Source organism: Pseudomonas sp. Mb7 (assembly GCF_054790525.1).
Window position 1 is genome coordinate 2532120 of sequence record NZ_CP186501.1, and the last position, 24667, is coordinate 2556786.

At 57.0% G+C, this 24667-nt stretch carries 22 protein-coding genes; 12 read left to right on the forward strand and 10 right to left on the reverse strand.

The features are described 5' to 3' along the window. Positions 1-21: 21 nt before the first annotated feature. From ACOYXH_RS11585 to ACOYXH_RS11605, 5 genes are all read right to left on the reverse strand, one after another. Positions 22-3111, reverse strand: coding sequence for an efflux RND transporter permease subunit (locus ACOYXH_RS11585; protein WP_460410716.1), 3090 nt, complete (start codon positions 3109-3111; stop codon positions 22-24). Next, the gene (locus tag ACOYXH_RS11590; RefSeq protein WP_460410717.1) at positions 3108-4217 is read right to left on the reverse strand and encodes an efflux RND transporter periplasmic adaptor subunit; all 1110 of its coding nucleotides are present in this window, start codon (positions 4215-4217) and stop codon (positions 3108-3110) included. The genes ACOYXH_RS11585 and ACOYXH_RS11590 overlap by 4 nt, the downstream gene beginning before the upstream one ends. A 125-nt stretch (positions 4218-4342) precedes the next feature. After that, positions 4343-5614 (reverse strand): OmpP1/FadL family transporter, encoded by a 1272-nt coding sequence (locus ACOYXH_RS11595; protein ID WP_460410718.1) that lies wholly within the window; start codon positions 5612-5614, stop codon positions 4343-4345. 200 nt (positions 5615-5814) lie between these two features. Continuing rightward, entirely contained in the window at positions 5815-6441 is a 627-nt protein-coding gene (locus ACOYXH_RS11600) for a TetR/AcrR family transcriptional regulator (protein ID WP_320412974.1), read from the reverse strand. A 58-nt stretch (positions 6442-6499) separates the two neighbouring features. Further along, positions 6500-7666 (reverse strand): MFS transporter, encoded by a 1167-nt coding sequence (locus ACOYXH_RS11605; RefSeq protein WP_460410719.1) that lies wholly within the window; start codon positions 7664-7666, stop codon positions 6500-6502. Positions 7667-7760: 94 nt separating this feature from the next. On the opposite strand from ACOYXH_RS11605, the gene ACOYXH_RS11610 reads away from it, so the two are divergent. From ACOYXH_RS11610 to ACOYXH_RS11625, 4 genes are all read left to right on the forward strand, one after another. Further along, complete coding sequence (locus ACOYXH_RS11610; RefSeq protein ID WP_460064607.1) at positions 7761-8666, forward strand: LysR family transcriptional regulator; 906 nt, start codon at positions 7761-7763, stop codon at positions 8664-8666. 88 nt (positions 8667-8754) lie between these two features. Further along, positions 8755-10008: an MFS transporter gene (locus tag ACOYXH_RS11615; protein ID WP_460064609.1), complete on the forward strand. Its 1254-nt coding sequence runs from the start codon at positions 8755-8757 to the stop codon at positions 10006-10008. Positions 10009-10075: 67 nt separating this feature from the next. Continuing rightward, positions 10076-10900, forward strand: coding sequence for an AraC family transcriptional regulator (locus ACOYXH_RS11620; protein WP_460064611.1), 825 nt, complete (start codon positions 10076-10078; stop codon positions 10898-10900). A 72-nt stretch (positions 10901-10972) separates the two neighbouring features. Further along, positions 10973-11359 carry a cupin domain-containing protein gene (locus ACOYXH_RS11625; protein ID WP_095118935.1) on the forward strand — a complete coding sequence of 129 codons (387 nt, stop codon included), beginning with the start codon at positions 10973-10975 and terminating at the stop codon, positions 11357-11359. Positions 11360-11593: 234 nt separating this feature from the next. On the opposite strand, the gene ACOYXH_RS11630 is transcribed toward ACOYXH_RS11625, so the two are convergent. After that, positions 11594-12187 (reverse strand): NADPH-dependent FMN reductase, encoded by a 594-nt coding sequence (locus tag ACOYXH_RS11630; RefSeq protein ID WP_460410720.1) that lies wholly within the window; start codon positions 12185-12187, stop codon positions 11594-11596. After that, complete coding sequence (locus tag ACOYXH_RS11635; RefSeq protein WP_460410721.1) at positions 12184-13041, reverse strand: sterol desaturase family protein; 858 nt, start codon at positions 13039-13041, stop codon at positions 12184-12186. Before ACOYXH_RS11635 ends, ACOYXH_RS11630 begins: the two co-directional genes overlap by 4 nt. A gap of 67 nt (positions 13042-13108) precedes the next feature. Between ACOYXH_RS11635 and ACOYXH_RS11640 the strand changes: the two genes are divergently transcribed. Further along, positions 13109-14071, forward strand: a complete 963-nt coding sequence (locus tag ACOYXH_RS11640; protein WP_460410722.1) for an AraC family transcriptional regulator ligand-binding domain-containing protein — start codon at positions 13109-13111, stop codon at positions 14069-14071. Between the two features lie 150 nt (positions 14072-14221). Here ACOYXH_RS11640 and ACOYXH_RS11645 read toward each other — a convergent pair whose 3' ends face one another. Further along, positions 14222-14611, reverse strand: a complete 390-nt coding sequence (locus tag ACOYXH_RS11645) for a winged helix-turn-helix transcriptional regulator (protein ID WP_093431515.1) — start codon at positions 14609-14611, stop codon at positions 14222-14224. A 112-nt stretch (positions 14612-14723) separates the two neighbouring features. Here ACOYXH_RS11645 and namA point away from each other — a divergent pair, with 112 nt between their 5' ends. Together namA and ACOYXH_RS11655 are read left to right on the forward strand one after the other, a co-directional pair. Next, positions 14724-15764 carry an NADPH dehydrogenase NamA gene (gene namA / locus ACOYXH_RS11650; RefSeq protein WP_095126005.1) on the forward strand — a complete coding sequence of 347 codons (1041 nt, stop codon included), beginning with the start codon at positions 14724-14726 and terminating at the stop codon, positions 15762-15764. Positions 15765-15825: 61 nt separating this feature from the next. Continuing rightward, positions 15826-16209 (forward strand): nuclear transport factor 2 family protein, encoded by a 384-nt coding sequence (locus ACOYXH_RS11655; RefSeq protein WP_258708238.1) that lies wholly within the window; start codon positions 15826-15828, stop codon positions 16207-16209. 129 nt (positions 16210-16338) lie between these two features. Here ACOYXH_RS11655 and ACOYXH_RS11660 read toward each other — a convergent pair whose 3' ends face one another. Beyond that, entirely contained in the window at positions 16339-17349 is a 1011-nt protein-coding gene (locus tag ACOYXH_RS11660) for a zinc-dependent alcohol dehydrogenase family protein (RefSeq protein ID WP_095126007.1), read from the reverse strand. A 172-nt stretch (positions 17350-17521) separates the two neighbouring features. Between ACOYXH_RS11660 and ACOYXH_RS11665 the strand changes: the two genes are divergently transcribed. The 5 genes from ACOYXH_RS11665 to ACOYXH_RS11685 all read left to right on the forward strand — a co-directional run bounded on the left by ACOYXH_RS11665 (position 17522) and on the right by ACOYXH_RS11685 (position 23270). Next, entirely contained in the window at positions 17522-18436 is a 915-nt protein-coding gene (locus ACOYXH_RS11665; protein WP_095126008.1) for a LysR family transcriptional regulator, read from the forward strand. Between the two features lie 170 nt (positions 18437-18606). Beyond that, complete coding sequence (locus ACOYXH_RS11670) at positions 18607-19068, forward strand: hypothetical protein (RefSeq protein WP_460410723.1); 462 nt, start codon at positions 18607-18609, stop codon at positions 19066-19068. A gap of 210 nt (positions 19069-19278) precedes the next feature. Next, positions 19279-19794, forward strand: a complete 516-nt coding sequence (locus ACOYXH_RS11675; protein ID WP_150729239.1) for a sigma-70 family RNA polymerase sigma factor — start codon at positions 19279-19281, stop codon at positions 19792-19794. Further along, positions 19781-20761, forward strand: a complete 981-nt coding sequence (locus ACOYXH_RS11680) for a FecR domain-containing protein (RefSeq protein WP_460064622.1) — start codon at positions 19781-19783, stop codon at positions 20759-20761. Before ACOYXH_RS11675 ends, ACOYXH_RS11680 begins: the two co-directional genes overlap by 14 nt. A gap of 118 nt (positions 20762-20879) precedes the next feature. Further along, a complete protein-coding gene (locus tag ACOYXH_RS11685) occupies positions 20880-23270 on the forward strand; it encodes a TonB-dependent siderophore receptor (protein WP_220556211.1) in 2391 nt (796 codons plus the stop codon). 171 nt (positions 23271-23441) lie between these two features. On the opposite strand, the gene ACOYXH_RS11690 is transcribed toward ACOYXH_RS11685, so the two are convergent. Further along, the gene (locus ACOYXH_RS11690; RefSeq protein ID WP_320412981.1) at positions 23442-24656 is read right to left on the reverse strand and encodes an MFS transporter; all 1215 of its coding nucleotides are present in this window, start codon (positions 24654-24656) and stop codon (positions 23442-23444) included. Positions 24657-24667 lie beyond the last annotated feature (11 nt).

Sequence of the window (24667 nt, forward strand, 5' to 3'; positions counted from 1 at the left end):
CCTCGATTGCAGGCTTTTTAACTACGCCAGTTGGATTGCTTCAGTCTGAGCCTTTTGCTCAGGGCGGATCTTGAACCAGATGGAATACATCGCCGGCAGGAACACCAGCGTCATGATGGTACCGACGAATGTGCCGCCGATCAGGGTGTAGGCCAGCGTGCCCCAGAACACCGAGTGTGTCAGGGGAATAAACGCCAGGATGGCCGCCAGCGCCGTCAGCAGTACCGGCCGCGCACGTTGCACCGTGGCTTCGACCACGGCATGGAACGGGTCCAGTCCTTCCAGCGTGTTGTGATGGATCTGCCCGATCAGAATCAGCGTATTGCGCATCAGGATTCCCGACAGCGCAATCAACCCGACCAGCGCATTGATGCCAAACGGCTGATTGAAGATCAGCAGCGTCGGCACCACGCCAATCAAGCCTAATGGCGAGGTGAGGAAGACCATGATCATCGCCGCGATCGAACGCACCTGCACCATGATGATCAGCAACGTCATGGCGATCATGATCGGCAGCAGGGGCAAGATTGCCTTGCCCGCTTTGCCGGACTCCTCGATGGCACCCGCCTGCTCGATCCGGTAACCGGAAGGCAGTGTTTCGATGATCGGCTGCAACTGCTTGAGGATCGCACTCGAAACATCCGGTGGCTGCAAGCCTTCGGCAATGTCGCCACGCACAGTGATCGTCGGTGTGCGATCACGGCGGCGCAGAATCGGGTCCTCCATGCGCACATCGACCTCGCCAATCTGCGATAACGGGATGCGTTGTCCCGACACGCCGACCAAAGTGAAACCCTTGATCTGCGCCGGGTCGAGCCTGATATTGCCCGCCGCACGCCCGACGACCTGCACAGAACGAATATCCTCGCGCACCGCCGTGATCGGCACTCCGCTCAGCAGAAACTGCAGTTGCTGGGCGACCGCATTGGAGGTCAGCCCCACTGCCTGCAGACGGTCCTGATCGAGACTGAAATGCAAGGTCGGGGTCAGCGGTCCCCAGTCGGTGTTCACCGTTCTCATCATCGGGCTGTCTTGCAGCACGCTCCGGACCTGCTCGGCGATATCGCGCAGCTTCGCCGGATCAGGGCCCATCACCCGGTAGGCAACCGGAAACGGAGAATAAGGACCGAACACAATTTGCGTGGCCCTGACACGGGCTTCCGGCGCGAGCCCCTCGGCAACCGCTTCGCGCAGCCGGAACTTGAGGGTTTCGCGTGCTTCCTGACTGTCCGTCAGCACCACGATTTTCGCAAACGAAGGGTCGGGTAATTCTGGCGCCATCGCCAGGAAGAAACGCGGCGCACCCTGGCCGATATAGGCCGTGACGATTTTGGCCTCATCCTGCTTTTGCAACCAGGCTTCGACCTTGGCGGCCGTGGTGCTGGTCTGCTCGATCGAAGTGCCGTAGGGCATTTGCACCTCGATCATCACCTCGGGGCGGTCAGAGGTCGGGAAGAACTGTTTCTTCACCAGCCCCATGCCTGGCACGGCGACAAAAAACAGCGTGACCACCGTGCCTGCTACTAACCATTTGCGGGCGATCACCGCGGTCAGCAGCCGGCGGAAGCGGTTGTAATTCGGCGTGTTATAGATCGCCGCGTGGCCACCTTCGACCTTCTTGATGTCCGGCAACAATTTCACGCCCAGATACGGGGTGAACGCCACCGCGACGACCCAGGAAGCGATCAATGCGATGCCGACGATCCAGAACATGTTGCTGGTGTACTCGCCGGCAGTGGACTGGGCAAAACCGTTCGGCAAAAAGCCGATTGCCGTCACCAGCGTACCGGACAGCATCGGCGCTGCCGTATGGCTCCAGGCATAGGCGGATGCCTTGATGCGGTCGTAGCCCTCCTCCATTTTCACCACCATCATTTCAATGGCGATGATCGCGTCATCGACCAACAGCCCGAGCGCAAGGATCAATGAGCCGAGGGTGATGCGATCGAAATTCTTGCCGGTGGCGGCCATCACCACGAACACGATCGCCAGGGTCAACGGCACAGCCGCGGCGACCACCACCCCTACTCGCCAGCCCATACTCAGAAAACAAACGAGCATGACCACCAGCAGCGCGACAAAAAACTTCACCATGAACTCGCCGACCGCCGAGTCGATATTGACTGCCTGGTCGGTGACTTTGGCGAGTGTCATGCCCAATGGCATTTCCGCATTGATCCGCGCGGTCTCCGCATCCAGCGCCTTGCCCAGATCCAGACCGTTCCAGCCCTCGCGCATCACCACGCCCAGCAGCAGCGCGTCTTCACCGTTATTGCGTACAACAAAGGTCGCCGGATCTTCGTAACCGCGTTCAACCGTCGCCACATCAGAGAGCTTGAGTGTGCGCCCCTGCACGAAGACCGGTGTGTCGCGAATTTTCTGCACCTTGTCGAAGGCACCGTCGAGACGCAGAAAAACCTGCGGACCATTGGTTTCGATGGAGCCGGCGGGCGTCAGCACGTTCTGACTGTTCAGCGCGGCGAAGATGTCCTGCGGCGACAAGCCGAGAGTCGCCAAGCGGTCATGGGAAAACGAAACGTAGATGCGCTCGGCTTGCTCACCGATGATATTGACCTTCTTCACCCCCGGCACATGCAGCAGACGCTGGCGCATGGCTTCGGCATCACGCACCAGCAAGCGCTGTGGCTCGCCTTTGGCTTTCAAGGCGAACAGTGCGAAGGTCACGTCGGAAAACTCATCGTTGACCATCGGCCCGATCACACCGGCCGGCAACCTGATGGCTTCATCGTCGAGTTTCTTGCGCGCTTGATAGAACTCTTCCTGCACTTGCGACGGCGGCGTGCTATCGAGCAACGACACCATCGTGAACGCCAGTCCAGGGCGAGTGTAGGTTTCCGAGCGGTCGTACCACTTGAGTTCTTGCAGGCGTTTCTCAAGAGGTTCGGCGACCTGATCCTGCATCTCCTGCGCCGTCGCGCCGGGCCACGCGGTGATGACGGTCAACTGTTTGACCGTAAACGGTGGATCTTCCGCACGTCCCAACTTAAAGAACGACAACGTCCCCGCAACGGCAATCAGAAAAATCAGGCACACCGTGATCGCCCGCTCGCGCACGGCGATGGCCGAAAGGTTGAATCGCCCCTGGCTCATGGACGGCTCCCGGCAACGCTGGCTGCGCTCTGCTGCGGCAATCGCACCTCTTCGCCATCGCGCAGCAGATGGGCGCCCAACGCTACAACCTTGTCACCGGCAGTAAGGTCGCCAGCGATGCGCGCCGAATCATCGCTCACCCCCAGCACCTGAACCGCTCGCCAGGTCACAGTTGCCGGTGTTCCGGCAATCACCCACACACCGGGGCCTTTGCCCGGGTCGTAAACGGCGGCGATGGGGACTTGTAACGCTTGAGTCTGGGTGGCGCCCTCGGCAATGCTGAGGGTCACGGTCGCACCGATTGGCGCATTGGCCAGCGGCCCCTCAAGCACATAGCGCGCTTCGAACGTGCGCGTTGTACGGTCTGCCGAGTCCGAAAGCAGCCGCAGTTTTGCCGTGACAGCCGCTGAATTCATGCCGTAGAGGCTGGCTTGCGCGGTGGAGCCGGCGGCCGGACGCAGGGTTTCGGGCAGATGCACGATGGCTTCGCGCTGACCTGCACGGGCCAGTCGAACCACCGGTTGTCCCGGACTGACGACTTGTCCCGGTTCAGCGAGTGTTTCCACCACCACGCCGTCCGCATCAGCGACCAGCAGCGCATAACCCGAGGTATTGCGCGCTACATCGGCTTGCGCTTGCGCGGCGTTGAGCTGCGCTTTTGCCGTCTCTGCGGCGGCTCTGAACTGATCGTAGGCTGATGCCGAAATAGCGCCAACGCCGACCAGTTTGCGATAGCGAGCCTCATCGTCGGCTGTCTGTTTGGCGCTGGCGCGAGCAGCTATGACCGCCGCCTGCTGCGCCCGCGCTTGCAGCCCGAGGTCGACCGGGTCGAGACGCATCAGCGGCTGCCCTCGCTTAACGGCCTGCCCTGTATCAACCAGGCGTTCCAGCACTTTGCCCGATACGCGAAAACCCAGGTCGCCCTGAACGCGCGCCGCGACCACTCCGGTGAAAGAACGAGCGACTTCGGGTGACGCCTGAACAGCAGCGGATCTGACCAGCGGCGCCTGTGTGCGAGGATCCGCAACGCTGAAAGACTCGCCACAGGCGCTCAGGGCAAGAGGCAACAAGCATGCGGCAATGGGGAAAGGTCGGAGCCGGCGCATAGGTTCCCTTACTGAGGAATAGGATGATCATCATATTCTCAGCCTTGTGACCAATAACGTCAATGGTCACAACCTGCATCCTGACCACCTGCAGTATCGAACTACGAATCGGCTGACGGGCCTGACTAAAAACGGTAGCTCACCGAAGTCCCCAGCCCGCTCGCACTGTTCTTGTATCTGGCACTGTAGGCACCTCTCGATGCCGAGGTGTCGTTGACCTCGACGCTCTCCTCCCAAAGGTAGGAATAAGCCAGGTCGATCGTGACATTTTCCACGGGCGTCCAGCCGGCCCCGAAGCTGAGCACCTTGCGGTCGCCCGTCGGAATGCGCGGCCCCCGATTGGTGTTGTTAGCCGGTGACTGATCAACCGAGAAACCGGCGCGCAGCACCCACTGGTTATTCAATTGATAGGCTGCACCGATCGCGTGAGCCCAAGTGTCATGCCAGTTCTGCTCTTCGCTGATCTTGCCCAATTGGCCGCTCAGCAATGGCGGCAAACCACTGTTCTCGATCGTCAGCTCCTTGAAGCGGCTCCAGCGCGTCCAGGTACTGCCCACATAAAGCGTCCAGTCGTTATTGATTTGATGCGTGACCGAAAAGTCCACCGACTCCGGCGTGTCCACGTCCAGCGACGCGTCATAGTTGCGACCGCTGACGCCCAGCACGCTGAAGATGCCATCGGTGACCTTGGTTTTCGCATCCAGGTGGTAACTGACCTTGGAATGGTAGGTCAGGCCCAGGCGGGTCTGGTCTGTCGCCTGCACCAGCACACCGGCGTTGAAGCCCAGCGCGGTGTCATCGCCGGTGCTTTTGAGCTTGCCGTCATTACGCCCCGGGCTCAGTGGATTGGGAACCATGCCCGATATCTCGCCGCTGATACGGTTAATGGTCGGACCGAAGCCGATCGAAACTTTTTCGTTAAAGGCGTAGCTGATGGTCGGCTGGAAAGTCAGCGTGGTGACTTCACTCTTGTTGGCGTAATAGCGTCCGGCAAAACCACTGCCGTAGTCGGTGATCAACCCGAACGGTACATAAAATCCGACGCCGAATGCCCAGTGGTCATCAATGGGTTTGACGTAATACCCCATCGGCACGGTGGTCGTGGGCACCATGTCGCCGTCTTCCTTGCCACCGAACGTACTGCGCGTCCGGCTGATATCCGACTTGGCGAACAGTGTCGCCGCGCCCACGCTGACCTGCTCCCGTTTAAGCCGCGCCATGCCCGCCGGGTTGCCATAAATCGTACTGGCGTCTTCGGCTGATGAAGAGCGCCCGGCAAAACCGGATCCCATCCCGCTGATGCTTTGTTCGTTGAGTGCAAAGCCACCGGCTAGCACATTGGAAGACGCAAGCACGACGGCCAGGCCCACGGGACTCTTGAGCATTGTTTTTTTCATTATCGGGACTCTATGGAGATCACTGGAATAGAACATTGAGCACTACAGCGACGCCATATTATCCATGTGACCATTTCAGTCAATGGTCACGTTGAGCTAAATTCAATGCCCTCCCGGTACTCAGTACCGGGAACAGGAAACTTGATAAGGGGGGATGTCGCCTTGACTCGAATCGCCTGAAAACTTTGCTCAGCGATGGGTCAAGGCATGAGGCTGCGCAGGATGAGGTTGGTGGTCAGCGTGGGCGCTTGTTCGATCAGATCCAGATTGTGTTGCAACAGCAGCGGGTTGACGAAAGGTCGCAGCGCCAGATTGATCGCCTCGACGGTCTCGTCCAGCGGGGTCTTGCGCTCGAACTCCCCCGCTTCTCGCCCCTGACGCACGATGGCGAGGATAAAGCCCTTGATCTGCGCTTCGTACACCTGGGCGCTGTTCCAGCGCTCCGAAGCGGAAAACGCCGCGATGTCGTAGAGCTTGCGATCGTTGAAGAACAGATCCACACCTGTGGCGATCACGGTTTTCACCAACCTGCGCAAGCGCTCGGTGGCTGAAACCGCTTCGGTATTCACCGCTTGTTCGACGGCTGCAGCGATTTGGCCCAGACAGTTGGAGCAAATGGCCTCGCCAATCGCTTGCTTGGAATCAAAGAATTTATAGATGTAGGCCTTGGAAAAACCGATGGCCTTGGCCAGGTCGGAAACCGTGGTTTTACCGTAGCCGTATTGGCTGAAGTGCTCGTTGGCCGCGGCGACAATCTGGTCGCGAATGTCGTGTTCGGCGGGGCCGCGAGTGCTCGGCGAGGAGGCAGTTAGGGATGGCTGATTCATGGGGGCAGCTTACTCACCCTATGAATGACTGACAACTCGCCGAGCATTGTTGAACGTGTTACACCACGGCGGCTTCAATCGTCCTGGAACGCCACGCAAACCCCAACACCATCAGCAACCCCAGGCCCGCCATTGCCGCGCCGGCCAGGGAGATCGCCGGATAACCCAGGCCGCTGCTGATCACCGCGCCGCCCAGCGCCGCGCCAATCGCGTTGCCGAAGTTGAAGGCGCCGATGTTCACCGCCGAGGCCAGATTGGGCGCGTCCTTCGCCGCTTCCATGACGCGCATCTGCAGCGGCGGCACCAGGGCGAAGCTGGCAATACCCCAGATCAGAATGGCCACGGCGGCCGGCAGCGGCCAACGCATCAGTACGGTGAACGCCAACAAGACCAGAATCAGCACGCTCAGCGAGACGATCAGGGTGCGATCGATCGAACGGTCAGCGGCCTTGCCGCCCCACATGTTACCCAGCGTCAAACCGACACCGTAAAGCATCAGCATGGCGGTGATGTAAGCGGTCGACGCATGGGTTTCGCTGCTGAGGATCGGCGCGATGTAGGTGAAGACGGTGAACATCGCGCTCGAGCCGACGACGGTCAGGGCCAGCGCGGCCAGCACCGGGCCGCGCCCCAACACTCGAATTTCTGCCATGACACCGACGCTTTGCGGCGCCCGCACGTTGGGCAAGGCGAACCACAACGCGGCCATGGTCACCACGCCCAGGCCGGTAATACCCCAGAAAGCCGTGCGCCAGCCGAACAGTTCACCAAACCAGGCAGCCAGCGGCACACCGCCGATGGTCGCCAGTGTCAGGCCCATGAACATCGCCGCAACCGCCCCGGCACGTTTTTCCGGGGCGACCAGGGTGGCGGCGACGACGGAGCCAACGCCAAAAAAGGCACCGTGGTTCAGTGAGGTCACGACCCTGGCAACCATGAGGCTGTAGTAATCGGTGGCCAGAGCTGACATCAGATTACCCAAGGTGAAAATCGCCATGAGCCCAATCAGCAGATAGCGCCGGGGAATCTTGCCGGTGGTCAGGGTCATCAGCGGTGCGCCGAGCAATACGCCCAGCGCATAAGCACTGACCAGCAAACCGGCAGCGGGAATGGAAACGCCCAGATCCGCAGCGATACCCGGCAACATGCCCATGGGGGCGAATTCTGTGACGCCGATGCCGAAGGCACCGATGGCGAGTGCAACAAGTGGTGGATTGATACGCATGGAAAGCTCCTCATCTATGCTGCCAATGCTACGATCGCGCCCTTTCAGGCGGTAGATAGCGTTTTTGGCAATCACCTTTGCGTAGGAGGCACAAGTGGATTTCAACGGCAGGTCAGGTGAAATGAGCGTATTCACCACCGTCGCGCAGGAAGGCAGCCTGTCGGCCGCCGCGCGTGCACTGGGCCTGACACCCTCGGCCGTCAGCCGGATCATTGCGCGCACCGAGCAACGGCTTGGCACTCGCCTGCTGTTGCGCACCACCCGAGCGATCACCTTCACCGCCGAGGGCGAAGCGTTCCTGCGCGGCGCCCGGCGGATCCTCGCCGACATGGACGAAGTCGAGGAAGCCATCGCCGATCAGGGCGTGCCCAAGGGGCGACTGCGGGTCAGTGCCGCCCTTGGCCATGGACGGCTGGCCATCGTTCCCTTGGTCGCAGCCTTCAGCGCCCGTTACCCGAACATCGTCGTTGACCTCAACCTCGGCGACGAAGTGGTCGACATTCTTGGCGGGCAAGCCGACGTCGCGGTGCGCTTCGGCCATCTGCCCGACAGCCCGCTGACCGCACGCAGGATCGGCACCACCGGCCAGGTCGTGGTGGCATCGCCGGAGTATCTGCAGCGCCACGGCATCCCGCAGGAACCGGAAGACCTGCTCCAGCACAACTGCCTGCGCTTCAATTTCAAGCGTGCCGAACCCAACTGGCCATTTATCCGCGATGGCAAAGCGTTCTCCCTGAAGGTCAGCGGCAACATCGAATGCAGCAGTGGTGAAGCGCTGGCACAATTCGCGCGAGTGGGTGCCGGCATTGCCCGTATCGGAGAGTTCAGCGTGAGCGAGGATCTGCAGCGCGGCGACCTGATTGCGCTGTTGCAAGACTGGAACCCGGGGGATCAGGAGCCGATTCATGCGGTGTTCGTCGGTGGCGCGGCGATGCCGGCACGGGTGCGATTGTTCGTCGACTTTTTGCGGGAACATCACCGGATGTCAGCGCAGGTATAAGCTGATATTTGCGCAGCCGCATTGCGGATAATTCGGCGCGTGCGAATGACATTCCAAACAACAAGGTGCGGAGCAAGGAAGTCACCCCTTGAGTACATTTCGAAAGTATCTTTGCCTGGACTTGTTACTTTGGATCTACCTCGGCTGCTGGAATACCACGCTACCGCTGATCATCGTGCAGCGAGGAAGCCTGCTGGAGCTGGCCGCCTACGAAACAGCGCTCGCACTCGCGGCGATCATTTCGATGTTGTGTCTGGCGCCGCGTGTTGAATCAATGCGCCGCAGCACGGCGCTCAAGGCAGGCTGTTTTGCGATCTTGATGGCCAGCGTATTGCGCTACTTTTTTGCCGCAAACTGGTATTCGCTTGATGCGCTGATAGTGATCGATGTAATCGCTGCATCAGCATTTGGAATGATCCAGCCTCTGTTGGGTATCTATCCTGCGGAAACCGTTGATAAACATCGGACGGACGCTGCATTTCGCGTCCGACGCATCGTTGTTACTGTTGGCCGGGTTGCTGGGCCTTTGTTGGCGGGTATGGTAATTACGGTTTCCTCACTGGAAGTCTCGCTGCTATTTGTGTCGATAGTAGGATTCGTCATTGTGGTTTTAGGCATGGTGTTACCCGTCAGCGAATCCCCTGCCCTGCAACCCCGAAAATCATCAACCGATCTTGTTAATGACATGCTTTTGGGGCTTAAACTCAAATGCGTTCTACCGCCAGAACAATTTTTGACCTTTTCCGGATTACTGCTTGGTCTGGCCGTTACCGCGACCATACCGATGCTGGTGCCAGCGCTCATACACACTCGCGGTCTAGCTGAAGGTAGCGTTGGCCTGTTCAATGCGATATTCGCGGGCGGAGCCGTTGCAGGTTTGTTCTTTTTAAGCCCGCTGATTAGCAAAAAGGAAAATCAGCGCAACAAGTATCTTGGATGTTGGGCCCTATTAACGTTTGCACTCTGTGCAGCGACACAAGCCGACGAGATCTGGCAGTTGAGTACTTGCCTGTTTTTCGTCGGGGCAGCGAGTGCTTGCATTGCTATGGTCGGAATGGACAAGAGGCTCATGTCGATCCCCTCCGGCGTACGCGTGCGACTGATGGCATCCACATTAGTGATCAGTCAGCTAGGGGGCTCGGTGTCATTCATGATGACGGGCGCCATCGTGTCCAGATCCGGCGCAACCAGTTTGATGTGGCTTTATCTCGGGGTATTTCTGGTTATCGCCATATATTCCATGCGATCAAAAAAGATATGGCACTTCCTCGAAGATGACGCTGAGTCAGAGCTGTATTACGCAAAAAACCATCCGAAACTGGCGGCAGTCATGAGTCGATGAAATGTCTCCTGAGAATGTGCCCGACATGCCGGGACGACGCGATCACCCATATTGGAGAGGTACATTCATGGATCAGAAAAATGGCCAACGTGCCAACGCCGACTGGGTCATCCGCAGTGTTCAACCTGGAGGCATCGAGCGTATCGAAGCGTGGTTCGGCAGCCACGGCTACGATCCTCATCGACACGACACCTACTCGATCGGCCGTACGTTGGCGGGCGTCCAGAGCTTTCACTACGCAGGCTCGATGCGCCACAGTCTCCCCGGCAATACGCTGGTGCTTCACCCCGACGAACTCCACGATGGCATGGCCGGTACGGACGCAGGCTTTCGTTATCGGATGGCCTACGTTGATCCGGCATTAATCCAGAACGTTTTGGGCGGAGAACCCCTGCCTTTTATCGCAGGGGGACTTTCGAGCGATCCGCGTCTGTTCCGTGCCAGCGAAGCATTCGTGCAAGCGGTGGATCATCCACTGGAAACACTGGAGGAACAGGACGCGCTGTATGACCTGGCGATGGCGTTGCGTGCGGTCGGCGGCAAGCCGCGCGGGCGCAAGCGTCTGGATTATCGCGCAGCCGAGCGCGCCAGAGCATTCATCCTGGAACATCTGCACACATGCATTTCGCTGGAGATGCTGGAACATGCCAGTGGGCGCGAACGCTGGAGCCTGTCACGCGACTTCAGAACACTTTACGGTACGAGCCCTTACCGATTTGTCACCCTGCGCCGTCTGGATCGGTTCCGCGCATTGGTGCTTGAAGGTTTCGCCCTGGTGGATGCGTCCCTCATCGCGGGTTTCCACGATCAAAGTCATATGACGCGACACTTCACCCGCTGCTACGGAGTTCCGCCCATGCGCTGGCTGGAACGATTGCGGGCCGCACGCTGACTTGCAGGATCGTACAAGAGCGCCCTGCTCCATGCTCTATAGGATGACGACTTCGACCACAGAGGATCTGTCATGTCAAAGCTCCGTCATCAACAATCATCAGTTCCTGTAAACCTGGCACGTAAAGCTTCGCTCATCGAACAGCAATGGAGCCCCAGGGTTGTTGCAGAGATGAATGACTACCAGTTCAAGGTTGTGCGAATCGAAGGCGAATTCATCTGGCACTCACATCCTGAGACCGACGAAGCATTTCTTGTCCTGGAAGGCACCTTGCGCATCGACCTGCCGGATAGCTGCGTCTATGTGAATCCGGGTGAACTGTATGTAGTTCCCCGTGGTGTTGAACATCGGACGGCTGCTGAAGGTGAAACAAAACTGATGATGATCGAGCCACGAGGTATTTTGAATACCGGGCATGAAGATGGCGAAAGAACGGCTTTGAACGACGTCTGGATATAATCCAGCGTCATCCTGTGTAATGTCTGAGCTGAGTTGGAAATAGTTGACCTTGACCGGTAGCTATCGGCCAATAGCAGACGTTCGTGAACGACCGGTTTCGACCCAAAACGGACATTCATTGCAGGCAACTATCGGCCGATGCTTGTCTATCGCGAAGTATTTACTCTGGCGTCATGAGCCAACTAAGGTTTAGCTTTAACAGTTGCATTTTAAACTTATTGAGGTGCGACAACCTCACATCCCCGTAGAGAACTCAGGAGGATGTTTGATTGCAGTTCGCATCGTACGCAAGGCGTCATTGTATTGGCAAAGAACATGCAAAACCCAATCGGCACGTGCGCGGATGCGCATATCATTTTCATCTGAAGGGCACTCACTATTAAACATTGATTCAACGTTTCTTATAATTAGTTGCTCAGGCAAATACAGGATCCGGCTATTTTTATAGCTTGAAGCACGTAACTCTGTAATTGGGTAGGCTCCCCCAAGTCCAGCCGAAACGCCAACTAGAAGCGCGGGCTTATGTCCTAGTTCGCTGGACCCTGCGTACAAAAAGAAGTTCTTCAGGGCCGGGCAAGCCATGCCATTCCATTCCGGGCTGATCACGATCAATGCTGTTGCTTTTTTGAGGGTAGATTGCTGGACACTCCAGGCTTTCTGAGTGTCTTCTTCTGGCCACAGCGGTAGCGGACTCGACGCCAGATCTATTAGTTCGCTTGAGTCACAAAGCTCAAGTGCTTCTAACCGCTCGCGCAGATAATGCGCAACTTTGATTGATTGACTGTTGAATCTATTCGATCCAGACAGCAGAACGATATGGCGACTCATTGTGCGACCTTCTGTTCAGCTTCACTTACCTTGGGTGCCGTGCGATGGGAGCGAACGATTGGCCAGAACAATTCTTCTTTCCAGGTTATCGGTGACAAGTGTTCGATACCGTATGCTGGCGGACGCCTACGGGTAATTTTGGCTGTTCCGAACAACACATCCCATAAAAATAACAGGTTACCGAAATTACCTTTGTAGTGAGTCACGCCATCCTCTGCAGTCAAACCGTGATGCGCAGAATGAGTGGATGGAGTGGAAATGGTTCGCTCAAGAACCCAGATGATCGGCCGTAAAGCGCGAATGCGATAGAGTTTGTCGTCCCACGCAACATTGCTGTGTGCGGCGAAGATCACAGTCATTTTTATAATCAAATAAACATAATAAACGGGTGCGAGCCCCAGATAAATCAACACGCCAGATAGCCAGATGCCCGGCATCAAGAGATAGTAGAAACTATTGTTGCGGTAGACGATGCGAATGCTCATATAGGGCGCGGAATGATGTGCGCGATGCAATGCATAAAGAGCAGGAATACGATGCGTCAGGCGATGCCACCAATATTGGGTCATGTCATCCAGCAGTAGAAACAACGCAAATCCTGCGATCCATGGAATAGAGGTCAGTGCGCCCTTCATTTCCGGGATGGCGTGATTTAATATCAGACCACTTAGCCACATGACTAAAGGAAATGTGACCATCACTAATATACCGGAGCCGACGACTTCAATGAGTACGTCACGTTTACTACCTGACGACTGACGAAGCGAGGAACAGGCAAGTTCCAGTAAAATGAAGGAGAGGAAAATCCCGGCTACTATCACTGCGGGGTTATTGACGAGCATTGTTGTATTCATGGCACTCTCGATTTAGGCCCTTGCGGGCAATGCCCTTTCATTAGAAACCTGCGAGCAAGTCCTCCCAATGCGCGAAATGGACAAAATTGAGCTAGAACCGGCCAACCGCGCCCCCCAACGCTTTCATCGCGGCAGGCTGGGCCAGGTATTGGAGCGCTTCCTTGATAGCCAGGTTGCCCGGAAGAGTACGGATTACAACCTGATCGAACTGGATCAACTGTGGCGCGAAGCGGCACGTATCGATCCGGCGATCGGATTAAAATTGTTCGCGCTATTCACACCCCAGGACTGGCATGTCTTGGCTTATCTTTGCCTGTACAGTCCAGATATTTTGTCAGCCATGCACCTTTGGGCCCGGTACGCACCTCTTGCCTCGGACACAGACAATGTCAGGTTGGTTAATGACGAAAACGGCGTCGGAGTCGAATTGAACGTTGATGCGCCAGGAGAGTTGGCGCGGTATGTCGTCGAACACTACGGGGTGATGTCCATAGCGCAGTTACGACGAGGTACAGGACACAATGTGCAGCCGATTTTGGCAAAGTTCACTCATTCGCGTCCGTCGTATTACAAGCAATACACCGAATGGTTTGGTGATCGTGTTGAGTTTGATTGCTCGATCAACTGCTTCTATTTTCATGCTCGAAGCTTAAGCCTGCCAATGCAAACCCGTCATCACGCGATGTTGGAATTATTAACGCAGGAGCTGGATCGACGGATTGCCGCGCATCGGAATTTCAGCGGTTGGTCAGCCAAGGTTGCTGAAGGAGCGCGACGATCTCTAGCGAGACGTGAAACTCCCAATCTGGACAATCTGGCGAAGTCGCTGCACCAGACGCCAAGGACCTTGCGCAGACGGCTGGAGGAGCAAGGTACAACCTTCAGACAATTGCTCGATCAGATTCGCGCAGAATTGGAAATGCATCTTGAATTGCAGGGAGAGTCATTAACGGAGATTGCAGCTCAACTAGGTTACAGCGATTTGACGGCGTATCTACACGCCCGAAGCCGATGGCGTGACATGAAATAAGGTGGCAGCCCGAATTTTTCGTAACGGCAGTGCGACCTCAAAAATTCGCCTCATCACGCGCGAGTGATTTTCGTGCAGTTTCAACCCTGCGCCAAGCGGGCATCAAACTTCGTATTGTTCACCCCCTCCACCTCTCAACATCGGCATGATTCAAGCCAGAGATTCCAACTTGTCGTCACAGACGGCAGAGCGCCTGAGCTCCAGGATCGTGCGTTCATGCACTGCGCCCCACTCTCGCATCGCACTCACCAATGGCGCGAGTGAGTCACCTAACGCTGTAAGCGAATACTCAACTTTGGGTGGCACCTCGCGATAGATTTCGCGATGAATCACCCCGTCAGTCTCCAGTTCTCTGAGCTGAAGTGTGAGCATCCTCTGCGTGATATCTGGAATTAGCCGACGCAGCTCGTTGAAGCGCTTCGTGCCCGACATCAGGTGAAAAAGTATGAGCGATTTCCATTTTCCACCAATGACATCAACAGTGAAGGCGACGGGACACGCGAAAGCCTCAATCTCATCCTGAGGGTTACATTTTTTCACTGTTATCACCTTGGTATAAAAAGTGTGCCTACCGCACAAAATTGTGCGTACTTACGTCGATGTGCTGCAAAAGTTAGCATGATTCCATGTTCACCACGATGGAATCTGCCAGATGAGTTTGTTGTTATCACCCTATGAAATTAAGGGCCTCACCCTGAAAAACCGGGTCGTCATGTCCCCTATGTGCATGCACATGGCGGCGGATGATGGCTTCGTGACCGACTGGCACCGCGTTCATTACGGCGCTCGTGCCCTGGGTCAGGCAGCACTGATTTTTCCCGAAACGCTGGCCATTCAGGCTGACGGTCGTATTGGAGCCGGTGACCTTGGCATCTGGAGCGATGAGCACGTTGTTGGCTTGAAGGCGCTAACAGAATTGCTTCACGGTTTTGGTGCAAAAGCCGGCGCTCAGATCGGCCATGCGGGGCGCAATGCTGACCTGCCCGGTCTGATTCACATCGCGCCATCGGCGATTCCATTTACGCAAACCAGCCCTGTTCCTCGCGAACTCGCGGCTGATGAGATTCCGGCTCTGGTAAAGCTTTACGGCGATGCCGCACGTCGCGCCAGCGAAGCGGGCTTCGATGTGCTTGAGATCCATGCCGCGCACGGCTACTTGTTAAGTGAGTTTCTCTCGCCGCTGGCTAACACCCGCGACGACGAGTATGGCGGTGATGCCAAGCGTCGTTATCGCTTCCTGCGCGAGGTACTGGAAGAGGTTAAAACTCATTGGGGGGATCGCCCTCTATTCGTTCGCATCTCCAGCTCTGATTACGCCGAAGGCGGAAACACGCCCGAATCGTTTCTCGAATATGGTCGCTGGATGAAAGCGCAGGGCGTTGACTTGATCGACTGCAGCTCCGGCGGGATCAAGATGGTCAAGGTCGAGACCTACCCGGGTTACCAGGTGCCGGCCGCTGAATTACTGCGTAAGGAATTGCATATTGCGACAGGCGCTGTGGGGGTGATCCAGAGTGGGCGTCAGGCGGAAGAAATCTTGCAGAACGGCCGAGCTGATCTGGTGTTTGTCGGGCGGCAAATGCTCCGAGATCCATTCTGGGTTCGCACCGCTGCAGATGATCTTAAGGAAATCATCGAGATTCCTACCGCCTACACACGTTATGGATCTGTCTGGCTTGATACCAAAGCCTGATGCTTTCTTGCACTAATCAGATCAGCTAATAACAGCAATGCGATGAAGCAGGAGCAAAACCATGAGCAAGCCTACTTACGTGGAAGAATACCAAGCCATCACCGAGGTGCTTAACAAATACATTGAGGGCTGCAAGCAGGCCAAAAGCAGCATCATGAAGCCCGCTTTCAGTGAGCAAGCAACCATGTTCAGTGTCGATGGTGACGGTAAGCTGGCGGGCGGCGCAATTTCAATCCTGTTCAACGGGATCGACAAGGGTTTCCGCCCTTCTCCTGACGCACCAGCAGCTATCGTCCGCGTCGAAGTCGTCGGTACGGCGGCTAGTGCTCGCATCGACGCCAACGACATGTCAGGCATCTCTTTCACCGACTTTTTTCATCTGCTGAAAGTTGATGGCAAGTGGACTGTGATTAGCAAGATTTTTCAAACTCATGTAGGGCCTTGATGGAATGGTCGTCCGACGGCCCCTGCTTATCGTTGACATCGGAATCTGAGCCTAGCCCGGCTCAGACTCTGGTGGCGAATAAGCTGCGATGAGCGAGAAAAAAGGCGCCAAATTGGCGCCTCAACGTTATCAAGCGACTTTGATCACAACCTTCCCAAACGCTCCCCTCGCGAGATGTTCGTAAGCTTCTCGTGCTTTCTCGAACGGATAAACCTGATCGATCACGGGACGGATTTCGTGCTCGTTGAGGAACGCGTTCATCCGGTCGAATGATGAACGCGGCGCCACGGCGATTCCGCGAATGGTCGTCTGGCGGAAAATAAGTGGCATCAGATTGAGCTCAACGGTTTGTCCAGTGAGAAAGCCGATCTGTGCAATGCGCCCCGATGCTTTGGTTGCTGCGACCGATTGATTGATGCCGCTGCCACCGGCCACATCGAGTAGCAGATCCACGCCCTTGCCGTCGGTTAATTTCAGCACTTCGTCCGCCCACTTCGGGGTGGTTCTGTAGTTGATGCCAGCCACGGCTCCCAGTCCCGTCACAGTTTGCAGATTCTGGTCGCTGCTCGACGTTGCAATGACCTTCGCACCAAGTGCACTAGCAATCTGCACGGCAAATATCGATACACCTCCAGTGCCCTGAACCAATACGGTTTGGCCCGGCTGGATTTGTCCAAAGTCCACCAGCGAATACCAGGCTGTGAGCGCAGCAATGGGCAGTGTTGCCGCCTCTTCGTCGCTCATGTTGTCGGGGGCACCGACGGCACTGTCTTCATGGATGATCATGTATTCGGCCAGACCGCCGGGCAACGGCGAACCGAAGCAGTAATCGGGTTCGTTCGGCCCTGGCTCGCCATCCAGCCAACGGGAGTAAAGGTGGGAGTTGACGCGATCACCGACTTTAAAGCGCGTGACGTTGTCACCAATCGCAACTACCGTGCCGGCAGCATCGCTCACTGGAATCAGCGGCTTGGGCACCATGTGCGGTTCATAAATGCCGTCGACGATAGCCTTGTCGCGAAAGTTGAGCGAGACAGCGCCGACCTTCACCAGTAACTCGCCAGCCTTGGGTTGCGGGGTCGCAACCTCTCCCAATTGCAGGTTGTCGAGTCCGAAATCTTTCAATAACCAAGCTTTCATTGCCAGTCTCCAATTACACATCAATGGCCACGAACCAGAGCCGGTTCCGCCTTGGGTGCATTTTTCGCTGCTGAAGGCGCGCAATAAATGCGTGGAAAAAGACATGATTGTTCTATTCTTGGATAACAATCATGTTCAACCTTTGATTCATTCGGGTTCATAGGAAAGCGTCATGGAATTGCTTCAATCGATGCGCCTGTTCGCCAGGCTTGCCGAACTTGGCAGCTTTACCAAAGCTGCCGAATCGCTAGACATCGGGCGACCTCAGGTCACTCGATATATCCAGGAGCTGGAAACGTCATTGGGCGTGCGCTTGTTCCAGCGCACCACGAGAAAGGTCGCACTCACCGCCGAGGGCGAGAGATTCTATGAACGGGTACAGGAAATTCTGGCGGGTATTGCTGCTGCGACCTCAATGTTCGATCGATCAGGAGCAACGCTCACAGGCCGGCTGCGCGTCGATATCCCGAGCGCCTTCGCGCAGATGAAATTCATCAATAGCCTTAAAGAATTCACCGTCTGCTACCCCAGTATCAACATGGTTCTGGGCGTGACTGATCGGGCCGTCGACTTGATCGGCGAAGGCGTCGACTGTGCGTTGCGTATCGGCGATCTACCTGATTCGACGTTGATCGCTCGCCCTGTCGCGATGGCGACGATGGTGACGTGTGCCGCGCCCGGGTATTTGAACGAACATGGCGAACCCAAGACACTTGACGATCTGGCCTCCCATCGAGGCGTCAACTTCTTGTCCGGTCAGAGCAACAGAACATTGCCCTGGCATTTTTCGGTAAAAGGTCGGGATCGATCCTTTGTGCCTGACGCCGGCATCACCGTCACCGAGTCGAATGCGTACGTTCAGTGTGGCGTGTCTGGCTTCGGAATAATTCAGGCGCCCGGGATCGCCGTGGCCGAGCATTTGGAAAGTCGCGGTTTGGTGGAGATTCTAAAACCCTATCGGCCAGCCCCTCGCCCGGTGTCGTTGCTATACCCGAGCCGGACTCATCTGGCGCCCCAGGTTCAAGCTTTTATTGAGTGGCTGCAAGAGCGCTTTCCGTACCTTCATTCTGACTGGCTGGAACTCTAGCGATCAAGCTGTGTAAACGGTGGTTACAGGGCGGAACCGGTCCTTTGCAAACGTCCGTTCCTGCCCAATTCACATAACCCCCTTATGTAACCCGAAAACACGCCGATACCGTGCTGCAGCACGGAAGCACCGCAGCAGCACTTACTTCATGGACGGCAGGAACCCGAACAATGTTGGAATACCTCTGGCGCAGCATCCATTCCCCGGACTACTTGCCCAACGTACTGGACTGGATGCTCCATATTCTCCTCAGCCCGTTCATGGTGATCATGTGCCTGATGGTCGGCGCGCTGGCCGGTAAATGGTGGAGAGCACTGCCCTACGGCAGTCTGACTTGCTATGTGGTCTTTCTGAGCCGGTCTTCTTTCTATCGGTGGGAAAGCATTTTCCCCATAGCCGGCCTGCCTGCGCTCGCCATAGATGGCGCACTGCTTGCGCTCCTCGGCTTCTATTTGAAAGGCGTACTAGGAACCCGCTCTGAAGCAAAACCCGAAGGTCATTGGCTGCGCAGGCTTTATCAAGGCCTTAAGGCCGTCATGCTGACAATCATGGTGATGTTCTGGGGAGTCGTCGTGCTGTTTGTCGTGGTCTTCACTGTCTCAGTCGCGACCCAACCGTCATTGATGCACTGAGCAGCCTTCCGCTGGCCAGGGTCTGTACGAAAAAGTGCCCGGTGGTTAGCGTTCAAATCGTCCAGACGCTGGATGCATTCTTTTACTCGCAGCCCCTACAGAGTGATGCCATTCGCGCCAATGCGAACGCTGAACGCCTCGTATTTGCCTAAGGCCTGTCGCCTGAGTAGAATGCGATTAATTATCAATCATGTACTTTCCGGGGATTCGATGCGCAGCGATGAAACGCTAGGTACTGCAGATCTAGGGCTGCTCTATCGCACCCACCACTCGTGGTTACACGGCTGGCTGATCCGACGCATTGGATGTCGCGATAACGCAGCAGATTTGGCGCAGGACACCTTCGTACGCCTGCTTAAATCCCGTCAGACCAGCCCCTTGCGCGAACCCCGTGCCTATTTGAGCAGTATCGCCCGTGGACTGATGATTGATCAGTATCGTCGTCGCGAACTCGAGCGTGCCTACCTGGAAAGCGTCACGTTGCTGCCTCAACACGAGGTTCCCTCGGAAGAAAGCCGGCTGCTGATTCTTGATGCGCTGGAGCGCATAGACCGCATGCTCAGCATGCTTAAACCAAGGGTTCGTCAGGCGTTTTTATTTGCCCGACTCGACGGTCTGACATGCGCGCAAATAGCCGAAAAGCTCGGTGTTTCCCGGGCGACGATTGAGCGCGACCTGGCCACGGCCCTGCAACACTGCTATCACTTGCGTTATGTCGAGGCCTGAGCCGCAGGCGCTGGATCCGGCCATTGTTGAACAGGCGATCCAATGGCTGGTGCGCCTGCGCTTCAATCAAGCCGATGAACAAACACAGCACTCTTTTGAGCACTGGCTGCAGCAGCGCCCAGAGCATGTGTTGGCGTGGCAGCGTGTGGAAACGCTTGGGGATGAATTTACCGGCGTACCCGCTCAACTGGCGCGACAAACCCTTGATGGCAGCCATCAGGGAATGCGGCGGCGGCACAGCCTGAAGCTACTGGGTATATTGGCCACCGTTGGCACGGCAGCCTGGCTCGGCCGGGACTACACACCCGTACCCGCCATGCTTGCACAGCAGCGCAGCAGCACCGGCGAGCAACGACGCTTCCAACTCGATGATGGCAGCCTTATCCAGCTCAATAGCGATAGCGCCGTCGACAGCGATTTCGACGCCAAGCGACGCCTGATCATCCTGCGACGGGGTGAAATCATCGTGAATGTCGGCGCCGATCAACACTCGCCGCAAGCGCGACCGTTCTGGGTGCAATCACGTGACGGGATCATGCGCGCCCAGAGTTCCCGCTTTCTGGCACGCGAGCTTGACGAAGGCACTCTGGTCGCAGCTCAGGAAGGATCAGTCACAGTGTTCCCCGGCGCCAGTCAAAGTCCTGCAAGCCGCAGCGTTCAGGCAGGCAATCAACTGCTGTTTACCTCAAGCAGCGCCCGAACGTTCAGCGACAACGGCCTCGATTTGTGGAGCTGGGGTGACGGAGTGATCAGTGCGCGCCATATGCGCCTCAAGGATTTCATCGTGGAGTTGTCGCGTTATCGCCCCGGGGTATTGCGCTGCGCCGAAGAGGTCGCGGATCGCCGCGTTTCCGGCACCTTCCAGCTCGGCGACAACGATCAGGTTCTGGCACTGATCGCGCAGTCACTGCGCTTGCACATTGATTACCGAACCCGTTACTGGGTAACCGTGACCGCTGCTACCTGAGTCCATCAATTTTTTGTGCCGCGTGAAAAATAATGAGGTGGTTTCTCATTATCGTTCGACCTCTAAGGAAGGCCGGAATACAGGCCAGTCTGTCGATGTCCTTTCTTGGAGCGAGAAAATGAGTTCGTCCCCGGTTTCACAGCGCCATCCATTAAATCGTGCCTTGCAGGGTGCGATGCTGGGTTTGATCGTCAGCAGCTACGCATTGCCATCACTGGCGCAAACGTCGAGCGCTGACCACAGCAATCAAGTCAAGCAGTGGAATATCGCGGCGGGCCCACTGGCGCCGGCGCTTGATCGCTTTGCGCGCGAGGCCGGCATCAGTCTTTCCTTCGACGCGTCGAGTGTTGCGAACCGCACCACCGCTGGCGTGAATGGCTCGCTCGATACGTCGGCAGCGCTGTCATCGTTGCTGCAGGGGAGCCAATTGCAGATCGAACAGCAAGGCCCGAATGCTTACTTGCTGATCCCTCAAGCCAAAACCGCCGGCCCGCTGGAACTCGACGCAACGGATGTAGAGGACTACCGCCTTGCCCCCCTCATCATCAATGCCAAGGTCAGGGTCAGTGCCGACGACGACGCCAACTCGGTGGTCGCCAAGGAACTCTGGGTTGGCGGAAAAGTGGCAACCAGCATTCTCAACACACCGGCATCGGTATCAGTTGTTACCAACAAGGAAATGGAGCAACGCAGCGTCAGCACCACGGAAGAGGCGCTGCAATACACGCCCGGCGTGATCACTGACTTCTACGGTACGGATGACCGCAATGACTATTTCCAGATCCGCGGCTTCCAGGCCACCACTTACCGTGACGGCTTGACCCTGAGTTCGATGCGCGGCGTACGCGAAGATCCATTCGCTTATGAGCGCATCGAGATTCTGCGCGGCGCCAACTCCACCCTGTTTGGCCCGGCGGACCCTGGGGGCTCGGTAAACTTCGTGAGCAAACAGCCGCGCTTCGAGCAGTTTGGCCAAGGCTATGTGACCTACGGATCGTTTGATCATGTCGAGACAGGTATCGACGTGGGGGATGCGCTGAACGACGAGAAAACCCTGGCTGGCCGCTTTACTGCCAAGGGCCAAAACAGCGACCGCGAGTACGATCACTCGCAGGACGATAACCAGTTGTTTATGGGTGGCCTGACCTGGGCACCGACGGATTACACGTCGGCGACGATGATTCTGGACTACCTGAAAACCGAAAGTTCGCCCAACAGTGGCGGTTATCCGCTGGACAAGGAATACGACCGCAGCAAGTTTTATGGCGAGCCCAGCTACAACTTTCACGATGTCGAGCGCACCAGTCTCAGCGGTAACGTCACCCATGACTTCGACAACGGCTTCGTGCTGCGCAGCAATCTGCGTTACAGCAAGCTGACCGATGATTTTGGCTACGTTTACCTCAGCGACAGCGCCGCACGTGTCGGTACCACCGTTGACCGCTATCAGTTTGGAACGGACACCGAAGCCGACCAGTTCAACGGCAATCTGATGCTGCAATACGATGCCCGCTTCGAGAACATCGACAGCAGCAGCCTGGTGGGTGTGGAGTACCTTGATTCGACCACCAAGGAAAGCTCGGTCTACGCCCCGACGACCTCGATTGACATTGCCAACCCCGTGTTTACTGGCGTCTCACGCTCAATCGCGCCATATGCCGTCAACAAGCGAGACGCGACCACCAAGGCCGTATTCCTTCAGCAGAACCTGTCGTTCTACGAGCGTTTCATCGTCACCGGCGGTGTGCGCAACGACTCGATGGACCTGACCAGCAAAGGTTTGCAATCCACAGAGAAAGACACTTTCTCCGAAACCTCCTACCGAGGTGCGTTGACCTATATCGTCAACGACGAGGTGTCCACTTATATCAGCATGGTGGAATCGGTCTCGCCGCCGCAGGTTGGCGTCACCCCGCAGACGGGCCGGCAGTACGAAGTGGGCGTGAAGTATGCGCCGATGGGGATGGACGCACTGTTCTCCGCAGCCGTTTATGACCTGACCCAGGAAAACGTCACCATCGCTGTGGTGCTGCCGAGCGGCATCATTGAGCAACAGACCGTGGGCGAGTCGCGGGCGCGTGGCCTCGACCTGGAGGCGAAAGCGCAGGTGACGCAGAACCTCAGCCTGATCGGTGGTTATTCCTATATGGAGTCCGAAGTACTGCGCGGTTCGTTATACGACGGCAGTTCGCTGAAGGGTAATGAGTTCTCCACGGCACCCAAGCATTCCGCTTCGCTCTGGAGCTATTACGACGTGCCCGCGACTGATGTCAGCGTTGGCTTGGGGGCGCGCTACGTCGGTTCTTATTACTTCGATGCCGCCAACTCCGACAAAAGCGATGGCACCACGCTGTTCGACGCCGCCTTCAACTACAAGATCGCCAAAGGCACCGACCTTGCGGTGAACCTCAGCAACCTGTTCGATGAGCAGCACGTGGTCGGTTCCGGCACGGCGAACTTCTACAACCCGGGTCGCGAGATTACCGCCAAAGTGAGTTACAAGTGGTAAGCAGGCGTGTAGGCCTTTTTCCCATATAGAAAGCAGTGCCCGCTTAACCGCGGGCACTGTCAATTCTAGCGATCGAAGATTCGGTCAAGTCTGGCTTTATTGGGTCAACGAACTGCGCCAGTACAGATGCTGAAAACTGACGTTCCACACTCGCCCAATTTCAGATGGGCATCAAGCTCCCGCCGGCGCATTCGCCTCGACAAGATGAACCTCCGTGGCATTGCGCCCCGCCACCCAGGCCAGCACTGACGCGACAACCAACACCGCAGCACTGAGCTCGAATGTGGCTTTGTATCCGCTCAGGTCAAAAGCCAGACCACCAATGATCGCGCCTCCGGCGATCGCCAGTTGCACAATGGCCACGAGCAAGCCGCCTCCGGCTTCCGCATCATCCGGCAGCGTCTGCGCCAGCCATGTCCACCAGCCGACCGGCGCGGCGGTAGCAACCAGTCCCCAGAGTCCGAGCAATACGGCGGTGAGTACCGGTGATTTGCCGAAGCTGACCAACGCCAGCGCGATGGCCGCCATGATCAGCGGGATGATGGTCAGCGTGCGATAGAGGCCGCGCCCCATGAACCGTTCGATCAAAAAAGTGCCGATAAAACCGGCCAGTCCCAACCCCAGTAGCATCAAGGACAACGTTGAAACACTGACGCCCGTTACGCCTTCAAGAAAGGGACGCAGGTAGGTGAACAGCATGAACTGGCCCATGAAAAAGACGCTGACGGCGACCATGCCCAAGGCCACTGGCAATTGCTTCATCAGCCGCAAGACGTTGCCGCTACCGGCCTGGCGTTCGGCCTTAAAGGACGGCAGGCTGATCAGCAGCCACACGGCGGCCAGCACTGCTACCGGAACCACACAGAAGAATGCGCCACGCCAGCCAATCAGCGAGCCAAGAAAGCTGCCCGCCGGAGCGGCGATTACGGTGGCCAGCGCGTTACCGCCATTGACGATGGCCAGCGCTCGCGAAACCTGTTCAGGCTTCACCAGACGCATTGCAGTCGCCGCCGATAGTGACCAGAAACCCCCAATCGCTATCCCGATCAACGCACGCCCAACCATGAATGACGGATAACCCGGCGCGACCGCGACGACCGTACCGGAGACGATCATCAGCAAGGTCAGGCCCAGCAGCAATTTCTTGCGTTCGATGCGCGCGGCGACCGAGGCAATCAGCAGGCTGGTGATCAGGGCAAAGGCACCGGACACGGAAATGCCCTGCCCGGCCTGGCCTTCGGTGATATGCAGGTCGGCTGCAATCGGCGTCAGCAGGCTGACCGGCATGAATTCTGAAGCGACCAAAGCGAATGCGGCCAGCGACATGGCCAGCACAGCGCTCCAGCCGCCGGTTCTTTTAGAAGGATCTGTAGAAGGAAACGTCATGGGAACTACCT

Excerpts from the sequence above, each read along its gene's own strand:
- namA (WP_095126005.1), top strand. The coding sequence starts at position 14,724 with ATGAGTTTGTTGTTATCACCCTATGAAATTAAGGGCCTCACCCTGAAA.
- ACOYXH_RS11680 (WP_460064622.1), top strand. The coding sequence starts at position 19,781 with ATGTCGAGGCCTGAGCCGCAGGCGCTGGATCCGGCCATTGTTGAACAG.
- ACOYXH_RS11640 (WP_460410722.1), top strand. The coding sequence starts at position 13,109 with ATGCGCGAAATGGACAAAATTGAGCTAGAACCGGCCAACCGCGCCCCC.
- ACOYXH_RS11595 (WP_460410718.1), bottom strand. The coding sequence starts at position 5,614 with ATGAAAAAAACAATGCTCAAGAGTCCCGTGGGCCTGGCCGTCGTGCTT.
- ACOYXH_RS11660 (WP_095126007.1), bottom strand. The coding sequence starts at position 17,349 with ATGAAAGCTTGGTTATTGAAAGATTTCGGACTCGACAACCTGCAATTG.
- ACOYXH_RS11690 (WP_320412981.1), bottom strand. The coding sequence starts at position 24,656 with ATGACGTTTCCTTCTACAGATCCTTCTAAAAGAACCGGCGGCTGGAGC.
- ACOYXH_RS11630 (WP_460410720.1), bottom strand. The coding sequence starts at position 12,187 with ATGAGTCGCCATATCGTTCTGCTGTCTGGATCGAATAGATTCAACAGT.
- ACOYXH_RS11620 (WP_460064611.1), top strand. The coding sequence starts at position 10,076 with ATGGATCAGAAAAATGGCCAACGTGCCAACGCCGACTGGGTCATCCGC.
- ACOYXH_RS11685 (WP_220556211.1), top strand. The coding sequence starts at position 20,880 with ATGAGTTCGTCCCCGGTTTCACAGCGCCATCCATTAAATCGTGCCTTG.
- ACOYXH_RS11670 (WP_460410723.1), top strand. The coding sequence starts at position 18,607 with ATGTTGGAATACCTCTGGCGCAGCATCCATTCCCCGGACTACTTGCCC.
- ACOYXH_RS11655 (WP_258708238.1), top strand. The coding sequence starts at position 15,826 with ATGAGCAAGCCTACTTACGTGGAAGAATACCAAGCCATCACCGAGGTG.
- ACOYXH_RS11665 (WP_095126008.1), top strand. The coding sequence starts at position 17,522 with ATGGAATTGCTTCAATCGATGCGCCTGTTCGCCAGGCTTGCCGAACTT.
- ACOYXH_RS11625 (WP_095118935.1), top strand. The coding sequence starts at position 10,973 with ATGTCAAAGCTCCGTCATCAACAATCATCAGTTCCTGTAAACCTGGCA.
- ACOYXH_RS11635 (WP_460410721.1), bottom strand. The coding sequence starts at position 13,041 with ATGAATACAACAATGCTCGTCAATAACCCCGCAGTGATAGTAGCCGGG.
- ACOYXH_RS11585 (WP_460410716.1), bottom strand. The coding sequence starts at position 3,111 with ATGAGCCAGGGGCGATTCAACCTTTCGGCCATCGCCGTGCGCGAGCGG.
- ACOYXH_RS11590 (WP_460410717.1), bottom strand. The coding sequence starts at position 4,217 with ATGCGCCGGCTCCGACCTTTCCCCATTGCCGCATGCTTGTTGCCTCTT.
- ACOYXH_RS11605 (WP_460410719.1), bottom strand. The coding sequence starts at position 7,666 with ATGCGTATCAATCCACCACTTGTTGCACTCGCCATCGGTGCCTTCGGC.
- ACOYXH_RS11675 (WP_150729239.1), top strand. The coding sequence starts at position 19,279 with ATGCGCAGCGATGAAACGCTAGGTACTGCAGATCTAGGGCTGCTCTAT.
- ACOYXH_RS11600 (WP_320412974.1), bottom strand. The coding sequence starts at position 6,441 with ATGAATCAGCCATCCCTAACTGCCTCCTCGCCGAGCACTCGCGGCCCC.